This is a genomic window from Mumia spirodelae (genome assembly GCF_050632745.1).
Classification (GTDB): Bacteria; Actinomycetota; Actinomycetes; order Propionibacteriales; family Nocardioidaceae; genus Mumia.
This window is the reverse complement of the sequence record NZ_JBODSD010000001.1, coordinates 588,226-605,517: the sequence shown is the minus strand read 5'-3', so window position 1 is coordinate 605,517 and position 17,292 is coordinate 588,226. Positions and strand designations below refer to the sequence as shown.

Sequence of the window (17,292 nt, the reverse complement as noted above, 5' to 3'; positions counted from 1 at the left end):
CGGTACCCGGCGCCGGGGGCGACCATTCGCGCCCTTGCCGACGGTCGCGTGCGTCCTCCAAGGTGGACGGGGACGGGGCTGCGCCGGCCCGGGGACGAGGACGTCGATGACCGAGGACCATCGGGTGCAGGGTGAGACGCGCGACGAGCGGCTCACGAGGAACTGGAACGAGCTGCTGCAGGAGCTGCGGGTGGCGCAGACCGGTGTCCAGATCCTCACCGCGTTCCTGCTGACGATCCCGTTCACCTCCCGCTTCGACGACCTCAGCGACGGGCAGGAGCACGTCTACCTGGCCGTGCTCTCCGGGTCGGTGGCCGCCACCGCGCTCCTGGTGGCGCCGGTGGCCATGCACCGCGCCCTGTTCCGGAAGGGGCAGCGGCCCTGGCTCGTGAGCGCGGCGCACATGTGCGCGATCCTGGGCCTGACGGCTCTGGCCGTCACGGTCTCCGGCGTCATGTGGCTGGTCTTCGACGTCGTGGTCGGGCCCGCCTGGGCCTGGGTCGCCTTCGGCTGCTCGGCCGTCCTCTTCGGCTCGTTGTGGATCGCTCTGCCGCTGCTCAACCACCGCGCGCGGTGACTCAGGGGTCGGACGGGAGGCGCCGCGTGGCCACCAGGCTCTCGGCGACCACCCGCAGCTTGAGGTTGTGGTTCTGCGAGTAGCGCTTGAGGACCTCGAACGCGCGGACCTCGTCGAGACCGAACCGCTCCATCAGGATGCCCTGCGCCTGACCGATGAGCTTGCGGGCGTCGAGGGCGAGGCCGAGCTGGGCCTCCTGCTCGGCGCGCGCGAGCGCGATCGCGGCATGGCGTGCGAACAGGTGGGCCAGAGCCGCGTCGTCGTCGCTGAAGAAGCGGGGTGACCTCGAGTAGAGGCAGACGACACCGATCCGCCGGTCGTCGTGGACCAGAGCGACCGCGAGCATGCTCTTGAACCCCAGCCCGACGACCGCGTCCGCCCACCGGGGCCAGTGCACGTCGGAGGTGAGGTCGCCCGAGCGCAATGTCTGGTCCCAGCTGTCGCTGAAGCACGGGCCCTCGCCGAGCTCCTGCTGGAGGGCGTCGGCCTGGGTGACGGCCTCGCTCGTCGCCGCCACCGTGTCCAGCTGACGGCCGGCGCGGATCATCGTGACGCCGGCATGATCCATCTCGAGCGTGTCGCGCAGATAGTTGATGACCTGGTCTGCCGTCGCGCGCGGCGACTCGGCCGCGTGGAGCTCGACGGCAAGGTCGGTCAGCTCCTGGGGGTCGATCGTCTCGTCCGCCATGTCGTCCCTCGTTCCTGGAGAAGCAACACGTATGACGGCAGAAGATTAGACCGGCCTCGGCCCGTCCCGCCAGAGTGGATCAGGCACGATCGGCGACCTCGGCTCCTGTGGCCTCGCGGGCGCAGTGGGCGCAGCAGAACATCTGCTCACCGACCTGCTGCCCGTGGCCGATCACGCGGCAGCCGCAGTGCGCGCAGCGTGGTGCCAACGCATGGATCGCGCACTCGAAGCTGTCGAACACGAGGGTCTCGTCGTCGGCGGTGGTGATCGTGAACGCGCGGTCGTACCGGTTGCCGCACACGCTGCAGGTGGCCATGGGTCTCACTGTTCCTTCCGGTGCGGGAGACATCTCCTGCTTCCCGCGGGGCAGGGGCACGGTCGGGCGCCGCGGCGGTGGCTCTGGCACGTCTGGCGCCTGCGGCCCGTCGACGAGATCGACGATCCGCGACTGGATCTCGACGTCGTGACCGACCGGGCGACGCACCGCGAGCGCGCCTGGGAGCTGCGTGAGGGCATCGACGACCCCGAGCACCCCCGCGCGCCCTTCGCGGACGTGCCGCGCGACCCGCCGGGCGACGGTGCGCGCCGGGAGCCGCATGACCGCCGTCAGGACGTCGTTGCGCGCGAGGCGGCGTCGCCGCGCGGCCTTCGCACTCGGGGGCGCGGGGACGTGGCGGACGACGACGTCGTCGAGGTAGCACAGCCGGTGCCCCGCCTCGGCGAGGTCGAGAGCCACCCGCTCCTCCTCCCCGTAGATGTGGACGAGGGAGTCGAACCCGCCGACCTCGAGGAGCGCGTCCCTGCGCACCACGACGGCGCAGGCCATGAAGCCCAGCACCGTCGTCCCGGGCTGCGACGCCGGCCTCGGGAGCGGCGAGCGGGCCAGCACCTCGCAGAACGGATCGGGCGTCGCGTCCTTGCCGACCAGGACACGGGCCGCGACCAGGCCGATGGAGGGGTGCGCGTCCAGGACGTCGGCCGCCAGGGACAACGACCCGGGCGTCCACCACGAGTCGTCGTCGGCGAAGGCGACGTACGGCGACCGGGCGGCCCGCGCCCCGATGTTGCGGGCCACCGCACCGGCGTTCTCGACGAGCTCGATCACGCGCGCGTCGGGCGCGATCCGGCGCGCCGTCGCGGGCGAACCGTCGGTGGAGGCGTTGTCGACGACGATGAGGGGACGGGAGCTGCGGGCGAGCGAGCGCTCGAGGCGGGACCGCCCGTCATGGGTGATCACCACCGTCGTGACCCGGTCGTCCGTCTCGGGCTCGCGTCGCGCTGCGGAGGACGTGGTCATGCGCGGACAGTTCCCAGCCGAGCCCCGACCATTCGAGCGCAGGACCGACTTCCCTGCCAGCACCTCCTGAGGTCGAGGCGTTTGTCCGGCGAACCGTTTCTCGCGGGACCTTTGGGGGAACCGAGACGCCATGGACGACTCGACGCGCGGCGCACCCCGCCTGCTCGCCGTCCGGCTCGACAGCGCCGGCGACGTGCTCGTCTGCGGGCCTGCGATCCGGGCGATGGCAGCGGCCGGCGAGGTCGACGTGCTCGCCGGGCCGGCCGGGGCCGACGCAGCCCGCCTTCTCCCCGGGGTGCGCGAGGTACACGTCTGGACCTGCCCGTGGATCGTCGCCGACGCCCCGTCGACCGACGCTGCGTCGATCGACGCCGTCGTGGCGTCGCTGTCCGCAGGTTACGACCACGCGGTCGTCTTCACCTCCTTCCACCAGTCGGCGCTCCCGACCGCCCTCGTGCTGCGGCTCGCCGGCGTGGACCGGGTCACCGCCTACAGCGAGGACTACCCGGGATCCCTGCTCGACGACCGGGTGGCCCCGCTCGGCGACGTACCGGAGGCGGAGCGTGCGCTGCACCTCGCCGCCCGCGCCGGTTTCGCGCTGCCGGCCGACGACGACGGGCGTCTTCGCGTCCGCCTGGGACGACCGCCCCAGGCCCTCGACAGGAGCCGGTTCGTCGTCGTCCACCCGGGGACCAGCGCCCCTGCCCGGGCGTGGGACCCTGACCGCTGGCGTACGTGCGTCCAGGCGCTCACCGCCGCCGGCCGCCGCGTCCTGGTGTCCGGCAGCCCGTCGGAGCGGGACCTGACGGCGTACGTCGCCGGGGACGACGGCGTCGACCTCGGCGGCCGGACCACCCTCGCCGAGCTCGCGGAGCTGCTGTCGCGCGCCGACGCGCTGGTCGTCGCGAACACCGGGCCGGCCCACCTCGCGGCCGCCACCGGGACACCGGTCGTCTCGCTCTTCGCCCCCACGGTGCCGCTGCGCCGCTGGGCGCCGTACGGCGTGCCGCTCGCCGTGCTCGGCGACCAGCACGCCCCGTGCCGCGGCACGCGTGCCGTGCAGTGCCCGGTCCCCGGCCACCCGTGCCTCGGATCGGTGACTCCGGACGACGTCGTCGAGGCCCTCGAGGACCTGCTGCGCGAGACCTCCGGGTCCCGTTCGACGAACCCCCCTCCGACGAAGGATGAGGTGACTGCATGAGGATCGCCATGGTCTCCGAGCACGCCAGCCCGCTGGCGACGCTGGGAGGCGTCGACGCCGGCGGGCAGAACGTGCACGTGGACGCGCTGGCCGCGGGACTGACCGCTCGGGGGAACGACGTCGTCGTCTACACCCGCCGCGACTCGCCCCGGCTCCCCGAACGGGTGACGGCCCCGGCCGGCTACACCGTCGAGCACGTCCCGGCCGGCCCTCCGAGCGAGGTGCCGAAGGACGAGCTGTGGCCCTTCATGGGCGACTTCGCGGCGTACCTCGCCCAGCGGTGGGGAGAGGACCCGCCCGACGTCGTGCACGCGCACTTCTGGATGAGCGGTGCCGCGGCGACGTGGGCGGCGCACCGCGTCGGGGTCCCGATGGCCCAGACGTTCCACGCCCTCGGCTCCGTCAAGCGGCGTCACCAGGGCGGGGCCGACACGAGCCCTGCGGACCGCATCGCCGTCGAGACGGAGCTCTGCCGCTCCGTCGACCTCGTCGTCGCCACCTGCACCGACGAGGTGCGCGAGCTCGTCGCCCTCGGGATCGACACGGCGCACGTCCGGGTCGTCCCGTGCGGGGTCGACACCACGCTCTTCCGCCCGGTGCCGCCCGTCCCTCACGACCGGCCGCGGCTGCTCAGCGTCGGCCGTCTCGTCGAGCGCAAGGGGGTCGCCGACGCCGTCGTGGCCCTCGGGGACCTTCCGGGCGTCGAGCTGCACGTCGTCGGCGGCCCGTCCCGCGACGCGCTCGACCTCGACCCCGAGTTCCAGCGCCTCGAGGCGATCGCCGACGAGCACGGCGTCCGCGACCGGGTCGTCTTCCACGGCGGTGTCGCCCGCGAGGAGATGCCCGAGGTGTTCGCCGCGACGGACGTCGTCGTGGCGACGCCGTGGTACGAGCCGTTCGGCATCGTCCCGGTCGAGGCGATGGCCTGCGGCCGTCCCGTCGTCGGCAGCGCCGTCGGCGGCCTCCTCGACACGGTCGAGCCCGGCGTGACCGGCGAGCTCGTCCCGCCTCGCGACCCGGGCGCTCTCGCCCGCGTCCTCGGCGACCTCCTCGCCGATCCCGAGCGGCGTGCCTCCTACGCCGAGGCAGGCGCCCGCCGCGCCGCGGCGTACGCCTGGGAGGACGTCGCACGACGGACGGAGGACGCCCTGCGCGACCTCGTCCTCGCCGACCGCAACGAGGTGGTGCCCCGATGAGCACGACACAGCACGTCGCCCGGCTGCACGACGCCCTCGCGGGCTTCGACCAGGGTTGCACGGTCCTGGAGAGCTGGGGCGCGGCCCTCACGCAGGTGCTGACCGCTGGTGGCCGCCTGCTCGCCGCCGGCAACGGCGGCAGTGCGGCGCAGGCCCAGCACCTCACGGCCGAGCTCGTCGGCCGGTACCAGGGTGAGCGCCGTCCGTTCTCCGCGATCTGCCTCAGCGCGGAGACGTCGAGCCTCACCGCGATCACCAACGACTACCCGCCGGAGGAGCTCTTCGCCCGTCAGGTCGAGGCTCACGGTCGACCGGGCGACGTCTTCGTCGGGCTGTCGACGAGCGGGTCGAGCGCGAACGTGGTCAACGCCGCGCTGCGCGCCCGCGCCTGCGGGCTCGACGTCTGGGCGCTCACCGGCCCGGCGCCCAACCCGCTGGCCGATGCCGCCGACTCGTACGTCGCGATCGACGCCCCGTCCACGGCGACGGTGCAGGAGATGCACCTCGTCGCCCTCCACCTGCTGTGCGAGGTGTTCGACGAGCACCTGCGTCAGGAGGAGCCCTCGACCCTCGTCGCCGATCTCGCCGAGGCGCGTCGGTGAGCCCGCGCGTCCTCGTCCTGGGTGAGGCCCTGCTCGACGTCGACGTCAGGGGGCGGGCGTCGCGGCTGTCGCCTGATGCTCCGGTGGCCGTCGTCGACGACCCGGTGGAGCGCCCGCGACCCGGCGGCGCGGCCCTGGCGGCGGCGCTGGCCGCCGCCGACGGCGCCGAGGTCGTCCTCGCCACCCCGCTGGGCGACGACGCGGACGCGCAGGTCCTCCGTACGCTCGTGCCGGCGGGTGTCGAGGTGGTGCCGTTGCCGGCCGAGGGGGGCACGCCCGTCAAGCGACGGGTGCTCGCGACCGGCCAGGTCCTCGTCCGGCTCGACACCGGCGGGACCAGCGGCACCTGGGACGAACCGCCCGCGGAGCTCGAGGCGGCCGCCAGCGCCGTCGACGCCGTGCTGGTCGCCGACTACGGACGCGGCCTCACGACGCAGCCGGCGTTCCAAGCGCTCGTGTCGCGTCTGGCCGAGCGGGTGCCGGTCGTCTGGGACCCGCACCCGCGCGGAGCCGCACCCGCCGCGGGGACGTGGCTGTTCCTCCCCAACCAGAGCGAGCTCTCGGCGCTCGAGGGAGCCGACCTTTGCGGCATCAAGGACGTCGGAGACGCCGCCCGGCGGGTGCTCGGGCGCCTCGGGCCGCGGGCGCTCGCCGTGACGCTCGGCGATCGCGGCGCCCTGCTCGTGCAGGGCGACGCGCCGTCCGCCGTGTACGCCGTCGACGCGGTGGACGGGCACGACACCTGCGGCGCCGGGGACCGCTTCGCGGCCGCCGCGACCGTGCGGCTCGCGCGCGGAGACCTGGTCTCCGAGGCCGTCGAGCACGCCGTCCACGCCGCGGCGGCGTTCGTGGCAGGCGGTGGTGCGGCGGCGTACGGGAGCTCGGGTGAGGCCGCTGCGGCTGCGGGCGAGCGCTCGACCGGCGGTGGCGACGGGCACGAGGTGGTCGCGCGGGTCCGGGCGGACGGCGGCGTCGTCGTCGCCACCGGGGGATGCTTCGACCTGCTCCACGCCGGGCACGTCGCGACGCTGGAGGCCGCGCGCCGCCTCGGCGACTGCCTCGTGGTGCTGCTGAACTCCGACGACTCCGTCCGCTCCCTGAAGGGACCCGGACGTCCGCTCGTCCCGGCGCGCGACCGCGCCCGGGTGCTCGCCTCGCTCGCCTGCGTCGACGCGGTCGTGGTCTTCGAGGAGGATCGGCCGGACGACGCGCTCCGCGACCTTCGCCCCGACCTGTGGGTCAAGGGCGGCGACTACGCCGGCGGACCGCTCCCGGAGCAGCAGGTCCTCGACACCTGGGGCGGGCGGAGCGTGGTGCTCCCGTACCTGAGCGGCCGGTCGACGACCCGCCTGGTCGCGGCCGCCAACGGGCACGCGTGAGCGCGGCCCGACCGACACGAGAGGAGACACGATGAGTGTGGGGACCGTTCTGGTCACAGGAGGTGCGTCGGGGCTCGGCGCCGCTGTCGCCGAGGCTGTCGACAAGGCCGGCGGACGGCCGTACGTCCTGGACGTGGTCGCACCCGACAGCGCGTACGACCGCACGGTGGTCGATCTCGCCGACACCGCTGCGGCGACGCGGGCGGTGGAGGAGGCGATCGAGCGGACCGGCGGGCTCCAGGCCGTCGTGACGTGCGCCGGCACCGATGCGTGCGGCAAGCTCGAGGACGTCCCGCGCAGCCAGTGGGAGCACGTGGTGGCCGTCAACCTGCTGGGCACCGCCGCGGTGATCCGGGCCGCGCTCCCCTCGCTGCGGGCCGAGGGCGGCCGCATCGTGACGGTCGCCTCGACGCTCGGGCTGCGGGCGCTGCCGGACGCGACGGCGTACTGCGCGTCGAAGTTCGGCGTCGTCGGCTTCACCCGCGCCCTCGCCGCGGAGCTCGCCGGCGACGTCGGGGTCACCATGCTCGTGCCGGGCGGCATGCAGACCGCGTTCTTCGACGGCCGCACCGAGCAGTACCGGCCGCCCGCCGACGCGATGCTGAACGCTCCCGAGGACGTCGCCCGAGCGGTCGTCTTCGCGTTGGAGGCGCCTGCCGGGTGCGAGGTCCGCGAGATGGTGGTGACCCCCGCCGTCGAGCCCTCGTGGCCGTGACTCCTCCATCCCCGCGGCCGCGGGTCGTGGTGCTGCGCGGGCTCGGCCTCGGCGACGTCCTCGCCGCCGTGCCCGCGCTGCGGGCCCTGCGCACGGCGCTCCCGGACGCCGAGATCGCGCTGGTCGGCCCGCGCGACCCGGCTGCCCTGCTGCGCGACGCCGGTCTCGTCGACACGGTGGTCGCGCACCAGGGTCTCGGCCCGCTCCCTCGGGCGGTCCACGGCGCCGACGTCGCGGTCAACCTGCACGGACACGGACCCGAGAGCCACCGACTGCTGCTCGCGACCGGCCCTCGCCGGCTCGTCGCGTTCGGCGACGCAGCGTCCCGCACGGCCGGACCCACGTGGGAGTCCGACGAGCACGAGCGGGCGCGGTGGTGCCGGCTCGTGGCGTCGGCGTTCGACGTCGCGGCCGACCCCGACGACACGCTCCTCGCCGTGACGCTCCCCGAGCCGTCGGTCCGCGACGCCGTGGTCGTCCATGCCGGTGCCGCCGCAGGATCGCGGCGCTGGCCCGCCGAGCGGTGGGCCGCGGTGGCCGCACGTCTCGACGCGGACGGGCCGGTCGCCCTCACCGGCTCCCCCGCCGAACGTGGCCTCGCCGAGCAGGTCGCCACCCTCGCCGGGCTCCCGCCGGGGTCGGTCGTGGCCGGGACCACCGACGTACGGGCGCTCGCCGCCCTGGTCGCCTCGGCCCTGCTCGTCGTCTCCTCCGACACCGGGGTCGCGCACCTGGCGCCCGCGTTCGGGACGCCGTCGGTGACCCTGTTCGGCCCGACGTCCCCCGCCGCCTGGGGACCTCCCGAGGGCGGCCGGCACCACGTGGTCTGGCACGGCGCCGGCCACCGCGGCGACCCGCACGGCGCCGCACTCGACCCGGCCCTCGGGGCGATCGGGGTCGACGAGGTCGTCGCAGCGGCCCGTGCGGCTCTGCGGGCGGGATTGCCCCCTGCGGGCCTGGGTACCGCTCGCGCATGACCGACCCGTCCCTCTCCGGCGCCCACGTGCTCGTCACGGGGGGCGCCGGGTTCCTCGGTTCCGCCCTGTGCGAGACGTTGCTCGCCGGGGGTGCGCGCGTCACGTGCGTCGACGACGAGTCCACCGGCACCGTCGCGAACCTCGCGTCCGCCGTGGCGGACCCCGGTCTCCGGGTCGTGGTGACCGACGTCGCCGACCTCGACCTCGCCACCGCCCGAGGCGACCACGGCCGCGTCGACGTCGTCCTGCACCTCGCTGCCACGGCGTCGCCGGTGCACTACCTGCGGATGCCCGAGCACACCTTGCGCTCGGGGAGCGCGGGGACCCTCCGTGCTCTAGAGGTGGCCGCCGCCGACGACGCCCGTTTCGTGCTCGCCTCGACGTCGGAGGTGTACGGCGACGCCGAGGTGAGCCCTCAGCCGGAGGCGTACTGGGGCAACGTGAACCCGATCGGCCCGAGGGCGGTCTACGACGAGTCGAAGCGCTTCTCCGAGGCCGCGGCGTTCGCCTTCCGGCGCTCGCGCGGGGTCGACGTCGGGGTCGTCCGGATCTTCAACACCTACGGTCCGCGGATGGGTCTCGACGACGGGCGGGTCGTGCCGACGTTCCTCGCGCAGGCGTGGCGCGGCGAGCCGCTGACGGTGCAGGGGGACGGCGCGCAGACACGCTCGTTCTGCTACGTCGACGACACGGTCCGGGCGCTGGTCGCGATGGCGACGGCCGACGAGCCGGGGCCCGTCAACGTCGGCAACCCGCACGAGCTCACGATGCTCGAGCTGGCCGAGCGCGTCCTGTCCGTGACGGGCTCGCGCTCGGAGATCGTCCACGTCGACCTCCCGCAGGACGATCCCGCACGGCGCTGCCCGGACATCTCCCGGGCACGCGAGACGCTGGGCTGGAAGCCCGAGGTGGACCTCGAGGACGGGCTGGCGCGGACCGCCACCTGGGTGCGCGACCAGATCAGCGTGCCTGTGCCGCCCAGAGGATGACCGCCTCGACCGCGGACCGCAGGTCGGGTCGGACGAACGGGGCCGCCGCGACCTCCTCGGGACGGGTGGCGTCGTTCGGGACGAGGATTCCCCGCGCACCGGCGGCCCGGGCGGCGTCCACGTCGGCGCCGATGTCCCCGATCACGACGCAGCGCTCCGGGGGCACGTCCAGCTCGGCGCACGCCTCGAGCACCATCCGTGGAGCCGGCTTGCGGCAGGTGCAGCCGTCCTCGGGCGCGTGCGGGCACATCTTCACGACGTCGAACGGACCGAGCAGCTCCTCGACCCGGGAGTTCACGGCGTCGACCTGCGCACGCTCGAGGAAGCCGCGCCCCACGCCCGACTGGTTCGTGACGACGCCGACGTACGCTCCCGCGCCGCGCAGCCGTGCCACGGCCTCCTCGGCCCCGTCGACCGGCTCGACCTTCTCCGGGTCGCCGTTGTAGGGGACGTCGCGGACGAGCGTCCCGTCCCGGTCGAGCAGCACGAGCCACCGGTGCGACGGCCACGGCTCCGCCTGACGGTGCACCACCGCTCCGCGGGCCGCGTGCCAGGTTGCGGCCGGAGGGATCGCCGCGCTGGTCCAGAGCATGCGTGCGGTCTCGCGTCGCGAGCGCGACCCGGGGAGCCAGCGGGCCAGGAAGAGCTCGACCGTCCCCGCGGCCCACCCGGCGAGGGCGACCCAGGCGGTCCGACGGCGGCGTGCGGCGAGCGCGACCACACCGACCGCGCCGAGGGCGGTCACCGCGGCGTGGCGCCGCAGGCGGCCGTGCGGGGCCTCCGCTCGCGCACGCCAGTCGGGTCCGTGCAGCGCGCGCATCAGCCGGTCGTCGGCGTTGCCGCGCTGGGCGCGGACACTGACGCCGGCCCGCTCGGAGCGGACCGGGTGGACCACCCGCCGCCGGCCGGTGACGAGCCGCGCGCCGGTCGCCGCGACCCGCAGGGCCAGGTCGGCGTCCTCGCGGTAGGCGCGGGTGAACCGCTCGTCGAAGCCGCCGGCCGCGACCAGCGCGACCCGGCGGTAGGTCATGTCGGCGGTGATCCACCGCGACGTCGCCAGGGCCGCCGTCGACCGCGCGAAGTCGTCAGGACGCCGGTCCGTGGGCAGCGGCACCTCGACCCGTCCCTGGATCCCCGCCACGGCCGGTCCTGCGGACTCCAGGTCGTGCACCAGGTGCGCGGCCCAGCCGGGCTCCGGCTCGACGTCGTCGTCGAGGAACGAGATCCACGGCGTCCGGGCCCCGGCCGCCCCGAGGTTGCGCGCCGCGGCCGGACCGCGGCCGTACGACCGCACGACGCTCAACCACGGACGCGTCCCGTCGAGCGGCAGCGCCGGGACGAGGGAGTGCAGCGGGCGCTCGTCGTCGGCCGGCCGGTCGTCCACCACGACGACCGCCTCGACGCCGGGGTGCGACGGCGCGAGGAACGTGGCGAGGACCCTGGCGAGCGAGGGCCGGCCGACGGTAGGGACGACGACGGTCGTGTCGGCGGTGACCACGCCGGCGGGCGCCCTCATGCGCCGGCCCCGCGGCCGTCTGCCCCGCGGCCGTCTGCCCCGCGACCGTCCGCCGACGGGCGCGTGAGGACGTACGGGCCCATCACGAGCATCTCGACCGGAGCGGACCCGAACAGCTCCAGCGCGTCGCGCGGCGAGTCCACCATCGGGCGGCCCGCCGTGTTGAGGCTGGTGTTCACGAGCACCGGGACGCCGGTGCGCGCCTCGAACGCGTCGAGCAGCGCCGCGACACGGGGCTCCGACGCCCGGTCGACGGTCTGCACCCGCGCGGTCCCGTCGACGTGCACCACGGCGGGGATGCGGTCACGCCACTGCGGCCGGACGTCGTGGACGAAGAGCATGTGCGGCGACGGGAGCGGGCCACGGGTGAAGATCGCCGCGGCCTTCTCCTCGAGGACCATGGGGGCCACCGGCCGGAAGCTCTCGCGTCCCTTGACCGCGTTCAGCCGGTCGAGGTTCTGCGGGTCGCGCGGGTCGGCGAGCAGCGAGCGGTGGCCCAGCGCCCGCGGGCCGAACTCGCTGGCGCCCTGGAACCACGCGACGATCCCGCCTGCCGCCAGCCGGTCGGCCACCGTCGACGCGAGGTCCGCAGGGCGCTCGACCGGCCAGTGCGCGGTCCGCAGCGCGGCTTCGATCTCCTGGTCGTCGAACCGGCTCCCGAGGTCGGCCCCCGGCATCGGCGTGGTCGGGCCGTTCCCGGCCGCGACGGTGAGCGCGGCGCCCAGGGCGGTCCCGGCGTCGCCCGCGGCGGGCTGCGGCAGGATCGCCTCGTACGGGGTCTCGGCGTGCAGACGCGTGTTGGCCACGCAGTTGAGCGCCACGCCGCCGGCCAGTGCGAGCCGCTCCCCACCGGTCTGGTCGTGCAGCCACCGTGCGAGGTCGAGGAGGGTGTCCTCCAGCACGCGCTGGGCGCTGGCGGCGAGGTCCGCGTGGTCGCGCGTCCACGGCTCGCCCGCGGCGCGCTGCTTGGCCAGCGCCGACCAGTGGACCGGCTCGGTGACGAAGCCGCCCGCGCCGTCGGCGTGGATCCGCTCGCGCAGCGCGTCGGCGTGACGGGGCGTGCCGTACGACGCGAGGGCCATCACCTTGTACTCGTCGCTGCTGCGCAGGAAGCCGAGATGCTCGGTGAGGTCCTCGTACAGCAGACCGAGCGAGTGCGGGAGACGCTGCCCGGCCAGCGCGTGGAGGCGACCGCCCTCGTACCGTCCCGCGAGGTGGCTGGTCGCCTCGCCCCGCCCGTCGAGGACGAGGACGTCGGTGTCGCGGTCGGTGAGCCCGAGCCCCGCGGAGGCGGCGTGCGCGACGTGGTGCGCCACGAACTGCACCGCTGCCGGGTCGAGACCGGGCAGCGCGGTGGCGAGGAAGCCGGGGACGTGGTCGGCGTAGGTCTGGCGCAGCCCGTCCCACGGGTCGTGCAGGCCGAGCGCGTCGATGGGCTCGGCGAGCGCCGGGTCGTACGCGTAGACGACCGCGTCCAGGTCCTCGGCGTCGAGGTCCGCCTGCGCGAGGCACCAGCGCATCGCCTGCTCGGGCAGCTCCCACGCCGCGAACGGCACCGGTCGCTTGCCGTGCTTGCGACGGCTGAACCGTTCCTCCTCCGCGGCACCGACGACTCGTCCGTCGACGACCAGGGCCGCCGACGGGTCGTGGAACAACGCGTTCACTCCGAGCACCTTCATGGTGGTCCGTTTCCCCGCTGGCGGTCGGCGAAACGCTGCGCCCACGCATGAGCGCCCCACCTCTCGGGCACCGCAGGGCCGTGAGAGCTTCGGTGATCGGGACGGGATACCTCGGCGCGACGCACGCGGCGTGCCTCGCTGCGGCGGGGCACGACGTGGTCGCCCACGACGTGGACCGCGACCGCCTCACGGCTCTGGCCGAGGGCCGACTGCCGTTCCACGAGCCGGGCCTGGCCGAGCTGCTCCGCGAGGGCGTCTCGAGCGGGCGGCTGCGGTTCACCACCGACGTCGCCGACGTCGCGGACGCCGAGGTGCACTTCCTCTGCGTCGGCACGCCGCAACGACGCGGAGGGCGCGGCGCCGACCTCGACGCGCTCCGTACGGCGGCGGCCGACGTGGCGCGCCACGCGCGGCGGGAGTGCCTGGTCGTCGGACGCTCCACCGTCCCGGTCGGGACCGCCGACGACCTCGCCGAGATCCTCGAGGCCGAGGCACGGGTGCCGGTCTCGCTCGCGTGGAACCCCGAGTTCCTGCGCGAGGGCCGCGCGGTTGCCGACTCCCAGCATCCGGACCGGCTTGTGCTCGGCGTGCGCGACGACGCGTCGTACGCCGTCCTCACCGAGGTGTACGCGCGCTGGGTCCGGCAGGGCACCACGGTGGTGCGGACCGACCTGCGGACCGCCGAGCTCGCGAAGGTGTCGGCGAACGTGATGCTGGCGGCGCGGATCTCCGTGGTCAACGTGCTCGGCGAGGTGTGCGAGCGCTCCGGCGCCGACATCGACGACCTGGTCCGCATCCTCGGCGCCGACCCCCGCATCGGGACCGACGTGCTCGACCCGGGCCTCGGCTACGGCGGGAGCTGCCTCCCCAAGGACACCCGCGCGTTCGTCGCGCGAGCGGGCGAGCTCGGCGTCGAGTCCGCCGCGCTGCTGCACCAGGTCGACCTGGTCAACATGCGTCAGCGGTCCCGGACCGTCGACCTCGTGCGCGGCCTGTGGGGCGAGCATCGCCGCGTGGCCGTGCTCGGCATCGCGTTCAAGCCCGGCTCGGACGACGTGCGCGACTCCCCCGCGCTCGACGTCGCGACGACGCTGCAGCACCTCGGTGCGCAGGTGCGGGTCCACGATCCCCGGGCGCTGCCGTCGGCGGCACGGGTCGCCGACGGCCTCGGGTACGCCGCCACGGTGGAGGAGGCCTGCTCCGACGCGGACGTCGTCGCGGTGCTGACGGCGTGGGAGGACTACGCCGGGCTGGATCCCGTGGCGCTGCGCGAGGGCGTGGCCTCACCGGTCGTCGTCGACGCGCGCACGTGCCTCGACGCGGACAAGTGGAGAGCCGCCGGATGGTCGTTCCACGGCCTGGGGAGGTCGGCGTGCGCGTCCTGATCTGGCACGTCCACGGCTCGTGGGCGACGTCCTTCGTCCAGGGCCCGCACGACTACCTCGTCCCCGTGAACGCGGCCCGCGACGCCGACGGCCGCGGCCGCGCACGGACCTGGGACTGGCCGTCGTCGGTCCGGGAGGTGACGGCCGAGGAGCTGGCGGACGTCACGCTCGACGCGGTGGTGCTGCAGCGCCCGCACGAGGAGGGGCTGCTCCGGGCCTGGACGGGGCTGCGGGCCGGTGTCGACCTCCCCGCCGTGTACGTCGAGCACAACACGCCTCCCGGTGACGCCGTCCGTGCCCGGCACCCGTACGCCGACCGGCCCGACGTGCCGGTCGTGCACGTCACGCCGTTCAACCGGGCGTACTGGGACTGCGGCAGCACACCGACGTACGTCGTGGAGCACGGCATCCCCGACCCGGGCCACCGCTTCACCGGCGAGTGGCCCCGTGCGGCGGTCGTGATGAACGAGCCCGTACGACGCACCCGCGTGCTCGGGACGGACCTGCTCCCGGCGATCGCCCCCGCGGTGCCGCTCGACGTGTTCGGGATGGGCGTCGCGCCGCTCGCCGAGGCCGACTGGGCCGCAGGGCGGGTGTGGGCGTTCGAGGACCTTCCGCAGGAGAGGATGCACGAGGAGGTCGCGCGCCGGCGCGTCTACGTGCACACGGCACGCTGGACCTCGCTCGGGCTCTCGTTGCTCGAGGCGATGTTCCTCGGGCTGCCGGTGGTCGCGTTCGCCGGGACGGAGGCGCCCCGTGCGGTCGGCGACGGCGGCGTCACGTCGACCGACCCTCGTACGCTCCGCGAGGCGGCCGCCCGCTTCGTCGCCGAGCCCACCCTCGCCGAGGAGACGGGAGCGGCCGCACGCGAACGCGCTCGAGCCCGGTTCGGGCTCGAGCGCTTCCTCGCCGACTGGGAGGCCGTCCTCGACGAGGTCCGAGCCGCGTGAGGCTCAGCTGCCGGGCCACTCCCCGGTGACCCGCTGGAACCCCTTGGCGCCCGCACGGTCGATCGACGCCTTGACGACGGAGTAGATGACGCCCTGGATGGCCGAGGCGACCAGGATCTCGCGCCAGCTGTACGAGTCCGCCGCGAGCGGGTTGGGCGCCTCGTCCTCGTCGGAGAACCTCTTCCAGACCTGCTTGAAGAGCGCTCCGGCGATCAGACCGCCGGCGATGCCGGTCAGGAGTCCGATGGGGCGGTAGGCCAGCTTCGCTGCCTTGGGCATCAGGTGTTCCTCTCGTCGTCGTTGTCGCCAGGTGCGGGACCCGGTTCTCCGGGGTCGCTCGGGTACGGCTCGTTGGGACGCGGGGCGCCGGGATTGGTCCGCGGGTCGGTCCCGGGATCGGTGACGGGGTCGTCCCCGCCCGGCTCCGTCTTCGGGTCCTTGCCCCCGCCCCCGGACCCGGGCAGGCCGACGAGCACCGCGCAGCGCGGCTCGGGAGGCATCCGGCGGGACGCCACCCCTGTCTCGAGCACGACGGGGACGTCCTCGGCGATGCGCGGCACCAGCAGGGTCAGGCAGGCCAACGTGACGTCCTCCCCGGGGCAGCGGTGGCCCCTCTCGCGGTCGCCCCCGCCCTGGGGCACGAGCTCGTACGGCCCGACGTCCCGCCGCGCGAAGCGCTCCGGTCGGAACGCGTCCGGGTCGTCCCACAGCCTAGGGTCGTGGTCGGTCCCCCACAGGTCGAGGACGACCAGCGACCCCTTGGGGATCTCGTGCTCCCGGTACGCCAGGTCCTCCGTGGCCACGGAGCCGAGGAACGGCGCGAACCGACCGTGCCGGCGGACCTCCTGCGCGACCCAGAGCGGGTCGAGGTCGCCCGAGCGGATCCCGGACCGCACCTGCGGCCACAGCGCGAGAGCCCGCGCCGTCGCCGCGGCGAACCAGGCCACCGCGACCGTCGGACGGACGACGTTGAGCGCCTCCACCGTCGCGACCTCGAGCGGGAGGAGCACACCGTCGTCCCCGCGCCAGCGCGCGACCTCGCCGAGCGGCGCCGCCGTCTCCGTGGCGCGGGCGGCACGGACCTGCGGCAGCATCCACCGCTCGGCACGCCGCCGCGCCAGCCGCGCCCGGACCTGCCTGCGGCCGACCGAGCCGAAGCCGTCGACCATCGCGACCATGTCCGCGGCGCGGGCGTCGAGGTCGTCGACCTCGACGCCCGCCCACCGGCACACCGCGGCGAGCTGGAGCCGGGCGACCTCCTCGAAGAGGTCGACGGTCCCGGTCCGGCCGCGGACGGCGGCCTCCCACCCGCGCCCGACGTCCTGCGCGATCGCGAACGCGGCGGCGCTGTCGAGGAGTGTCGCGAAGCCGTGCTTGCGGCGGCGGTGGGACGGCCCGTCCAGCGTGTGGACCGCCGCCTTCCCGAACAGCGACGCGACGATCGGCGGGGGCAGCGCTCCCTTGCGCCGCAGACCGGACGTCTCGTAGAAGAAGCGGGCGCCGTCCTCGCCGCGCAGGCACGTCACGCGCCGGCCCATCACACGGGTCCGGACGACCTCCGACCCGTTCGACCGCCGCTGTCGGTCCCAGAAGGGATAGCCCGCCGCGAGCAGCTGCGCAGAGTGGTCGAGCAGCCCGAACCGGGCCTGGTCACGAACCTTCTCCATCACGGTGGCAGTCATGTGCTGCGGGTGCCCGGCCGCCTGCGAACCATGCGCACGGTCAGGTCTCGTCGCGCGAGTCGTTCCCCACGTCGAAGGTCGCCTCGTACCGCTCCCGCGCCTCGTCCACGGCGGACTTCCCGATCGCGGCCACCGCCGACATCTCGTTGACGAGCGGCTCGTGGTCCGGCCCCGTGCCGACGCGGCGACCCCGCAGGAGCCACGGGAAGCGCCCCTCCTCCCCGAGCTCCGCGTACTTGCAGAGACGGCGCGCGATCCAGTCCGCGGGCGCCCGGTCCCACCACGGCTCGGGATCGACCGTGGTCACCGACCACCCCGGCATGTCCTGGCCGCTCTCGTAGTCACGGCTGGGCCCCTCGTCCAGGTCGTGCTCGGGGCCCTGGGAGTAGCGGAGGTACAGGCCGGGGTTCTCCTCGACCAGCGTCACCACGCGGTCGAAGTCGTCGATCTCGTCCATCG

17 protein-coding genes are annotated in these 17,292 nt (G+C 74.9%); 10 read left to right on the top strand and 7 right to left on the bottom strand.

Annotation, left to right across the window (positions count from 1 at the left end; genetic code table 11):
- Window positions 1-106 precede the first annotated feature (106 nt).
- Window positions 107-577, top strand: coding sequence for a DUF6328 family protein (locus tag ACQSSQ_RS02950; protein ID WP_431325540.1), 471 nt, complete (start codon window positions 107-109; stop codon window positions 575-577).
- A gap of 1 nt (window position 578) precedes the next feature.
- Here ACQSSQ_RS02950 and ACQSSQ_RS02945 read toward each other — a convergent pair whose 3' ends face one another.
- Together ACQSSQ_RS02945 and ACQSSQ_RS02940 are read right to left on the bottom strand one after the other, a co-directional pair.
- On the bottom strand, window positions 579-1,265 hold the full coding sequence (locus tag ACQSSQ_RS02945) for a GAF and ANTAR domain-containing protein (RefSeq protein ID WP_431325539.1): 687 nt from the start codon (window positions 1,263-1,265) through the stop codon (window positions 579-581).
- Between the two features lie 79 nt (window positions 1,266-1,344).
- A complete protein-coding gene (locus tag ACQSSQ_RS02940; RefSeq protein WP_431325538.1) occupies window positions 1,345-2,562 on the bottom strand; it encodes a glycosyltransferase in 1,218 nt (405 codons plus the stop codon).
- Window positions 2,563-2,692: 130 nt separating this feature from the next.
- Here ACQSSQ_RS02940 and ACQSSQ_RS02935 point away from each other — a divergent pair, with 130 nt between their 5' ends.
- From ACQSSQ_RS02935 to ACQSSQ_RS02905, 7 genes are read left to right on the top strand one after another with little or no spacing between them, the layout of a single operon-like run.
- A complete protein-coding gene (locus ACQSSQ_RS02935) occupies window positions 2,693-3,763 on the top strand; it encodes a glycosyltransferase family 9 protein (RefSeq protein WP_431325537.1) in 1,071 nt (356 codons plus the stop codon).
- Entirely contained in the window at window positions 3,760-4,959 is a 1,200-nt protein-coding gene (locus ACQSSQ_RS02930; protein WP_431325536.1) for a glycosyltransferase, read from the top strand. Before ACQSSQ_RS02935 ends, ACQSSQ_RS02930 begins: the two co-directional genes overlap by 4 nt.
- A complete protein-coding gene (locus ACQSSQ_RS02925; RefSeq protein WP_431325535.1) occupies window positions 4,956-5,561 on the top strand; it encodes a D-sedoheptulose-7-phosphate isomerase in 606 nt (201 codons plus the stop codon). The genes ACQSSQ_RS02930 and ACQSSQ_RS02925 overlap by 4 nt, the downstream gene beginning before the upstream one ends.
- Window positions 5,558-6,940 (top strand): PfkB family carbohydrate kinase, encoded by a 1,383-nt coding sequence (locus ACQSSQ_RS02920; RefSeq protein ID WP_431325534.1) that lies wholly within the window; start codon window positions 5,558-5,560, stop codon window positions 6,938-6,940. Before ACQSSQ_RS02925 ends, ACQSSQ_RS02920 begins: the two co-directional genes overlap by 4 nt.
- Window positions 6,941-6,971: 31 nt before the next feature.
- Window positions 6,972-7,655: an SDR family oxidoreductase gene (locus ACQSSQ_RS02915; RefSeq protein ID WP_431325533.1), complete on the top strand. Its 684-nt coding sequence runs from the start codon at window positions 6,972-6,974 to the stop codon at window positions 7,653-7,655.
- Window positions 7,652-8,632 (top strand): glycosyltransferase family 9 protein, encoded by a 981-nt coding sequence (locus tag ACQSSQ_RS02910; RefSeq protein WP_431325532.1) that lies wholly within the window; start codon window positions 7,652-7,654, stop codon window positions 8,630-8,632. The genes ACQSSQ_RS02915 and ACQSSQ_RS02910 overlap by 4 nt, the downstream gene beginning before the upstream one ends.
- Entirely contained in the window at window positions 8,629-9,621 is a 993-nt protein-coding gene (locus ACQSSQ_RS02905) for a GDP-mannose 4,6-dehydratase (protein WP_431325531.1), read from the top strand. The genes ACQSSQ_RS02910 and ACQSSQ_RS02905 overlap by 4 nt, the downstream gene beginning before the upstream one ends.
- On the opposite strand, the gene ACQSSQ_RS02900 is transcribed toward ACQSSQ_RS02905, so the two are convergent.
- Together ACQSSQ_RS02900 and ACQSSQ_RS02895 are read right to left on the bottom strand one after the other, a co-directional pair.
- Entirely contained in the window at window positions 9,593-11,137 is a 1,545-nt protein-coding gene (locus ACQSSQ_RS02900; protein WP_431325530.1) for an HAD-IIIA family hydrolase, read from the bottom strand. The genes ACQSSQ_RS02905 and ACQSSQ_RS02900 overlap by 29 nt on opposite strands.
- The gene (locus ACQSSQ_RS02895; protein WP_431325529.1) at window positions 11,134-12,816 is read right to left on the bottom strand and encodes a carbamoyltransferase family protein; all 1,683 of its coding nucleotides are present in this window, start codon (window positions 12,814-12,816) and stop codon (window positions 11,134-11,136) included. Before ACQSSQ_RS02895 ends, ACQSSQ_RS02900 begins: the two co-directional genes overlap by 4 nt.
- An 80-nt stretch (window positions 12,817-12,896) precedes the next feature.
- Between ACQSSQ_RS02895 and ACQSSQ_RS02890 the strand changes: the two genes are divergently transcribed.
- Together ACQSSQ_RS02890 and ACQSSQ_RS02885 are read left to right on the top strand one after the other, a co-directional pair.
- Window positions 12,897-14,201 carry a UDP-glucose dehydrogenase family protein gene (locus tag ACQSSQ_RS02890; protein ID WP_431325528.1) on the top strand — a complete coding sequence of 435 codons (1,305 nt, stop codon included), beginning with the start codon at window positions 12,897-12,899 and terminating at the stop codon, window positions 14,199-14,201.
- On the top strand, window positions 14,189-15,151 hold the full coding sequence (locus ACQSSQ_RS02885) for a glycosyltransferase (RefSeq protein WP_431325527.1): 963 nt from the start codon (window positions 14,189-14,191) through the stop codon (window positions 15,149-15,151). Before ACQSSQ_RS02890 ends, ACQSSQ_RS02885 begins: the two co-directional genes overlap by 13 nt.
- Window positions 15,152-15,154: 3 nt before the next feature.
- On the opposite strand, the gene ACQSSQ_RS02880 is transcribed toward ACQSSQ_RS02885, so the two are convergent.
- Genes ACQSSQ_RS02880 through ACQSSQ_RS02870 form a run of 3 tightly spaced genes read right to left on the bottom strand, consistent with a single transcriptional unit; the run spans window position 15,155 to window position 17,290 of the window.
- Window positions 15,155-15,430 carry a DUF4235 domain-containing protein gene (locus tag ACQSSQ_RS02880; RefSeq protein WP_431325526.1) on the bottom strand — a complete coding sequence of 92 codons (276 nt, stop codon included), beginning with the start codon at window positions 15,428-15,430 and terminating at the stop codon, window positions 15,155-15,157.
- Window positions 15,430-16,833, bottom strand: a complete 1,404-nt coding sequence (locus ACQSSQ_RS02875) for a cytochrome P450 (RefSeq protein WP_431325525.1) — start codon at window positions 16,831-16,833, stop codon at window positions 15,430-15,432. The genes ACQSSQ_RS02880 and ACQSSQ_RS02875 overlap by 1 nt, the downstream gene beginning before the upstream one ends.
- Before the next feature lie 40 nt (window positions 16,834-16,873).
- Window positions 16,874-17,290, bottom strand: a complete 417-nt coding sequence (locus ACQSSQ_RS02870; RefSeq protein ID WP_431325524.1) for a DUF6098 family protein — start codon at window positions 17,288-17,290, stop codon at window positions 16,874-16,876.
- Window positions 17,291-17,292: the final 2 nt, after the last annotated feature.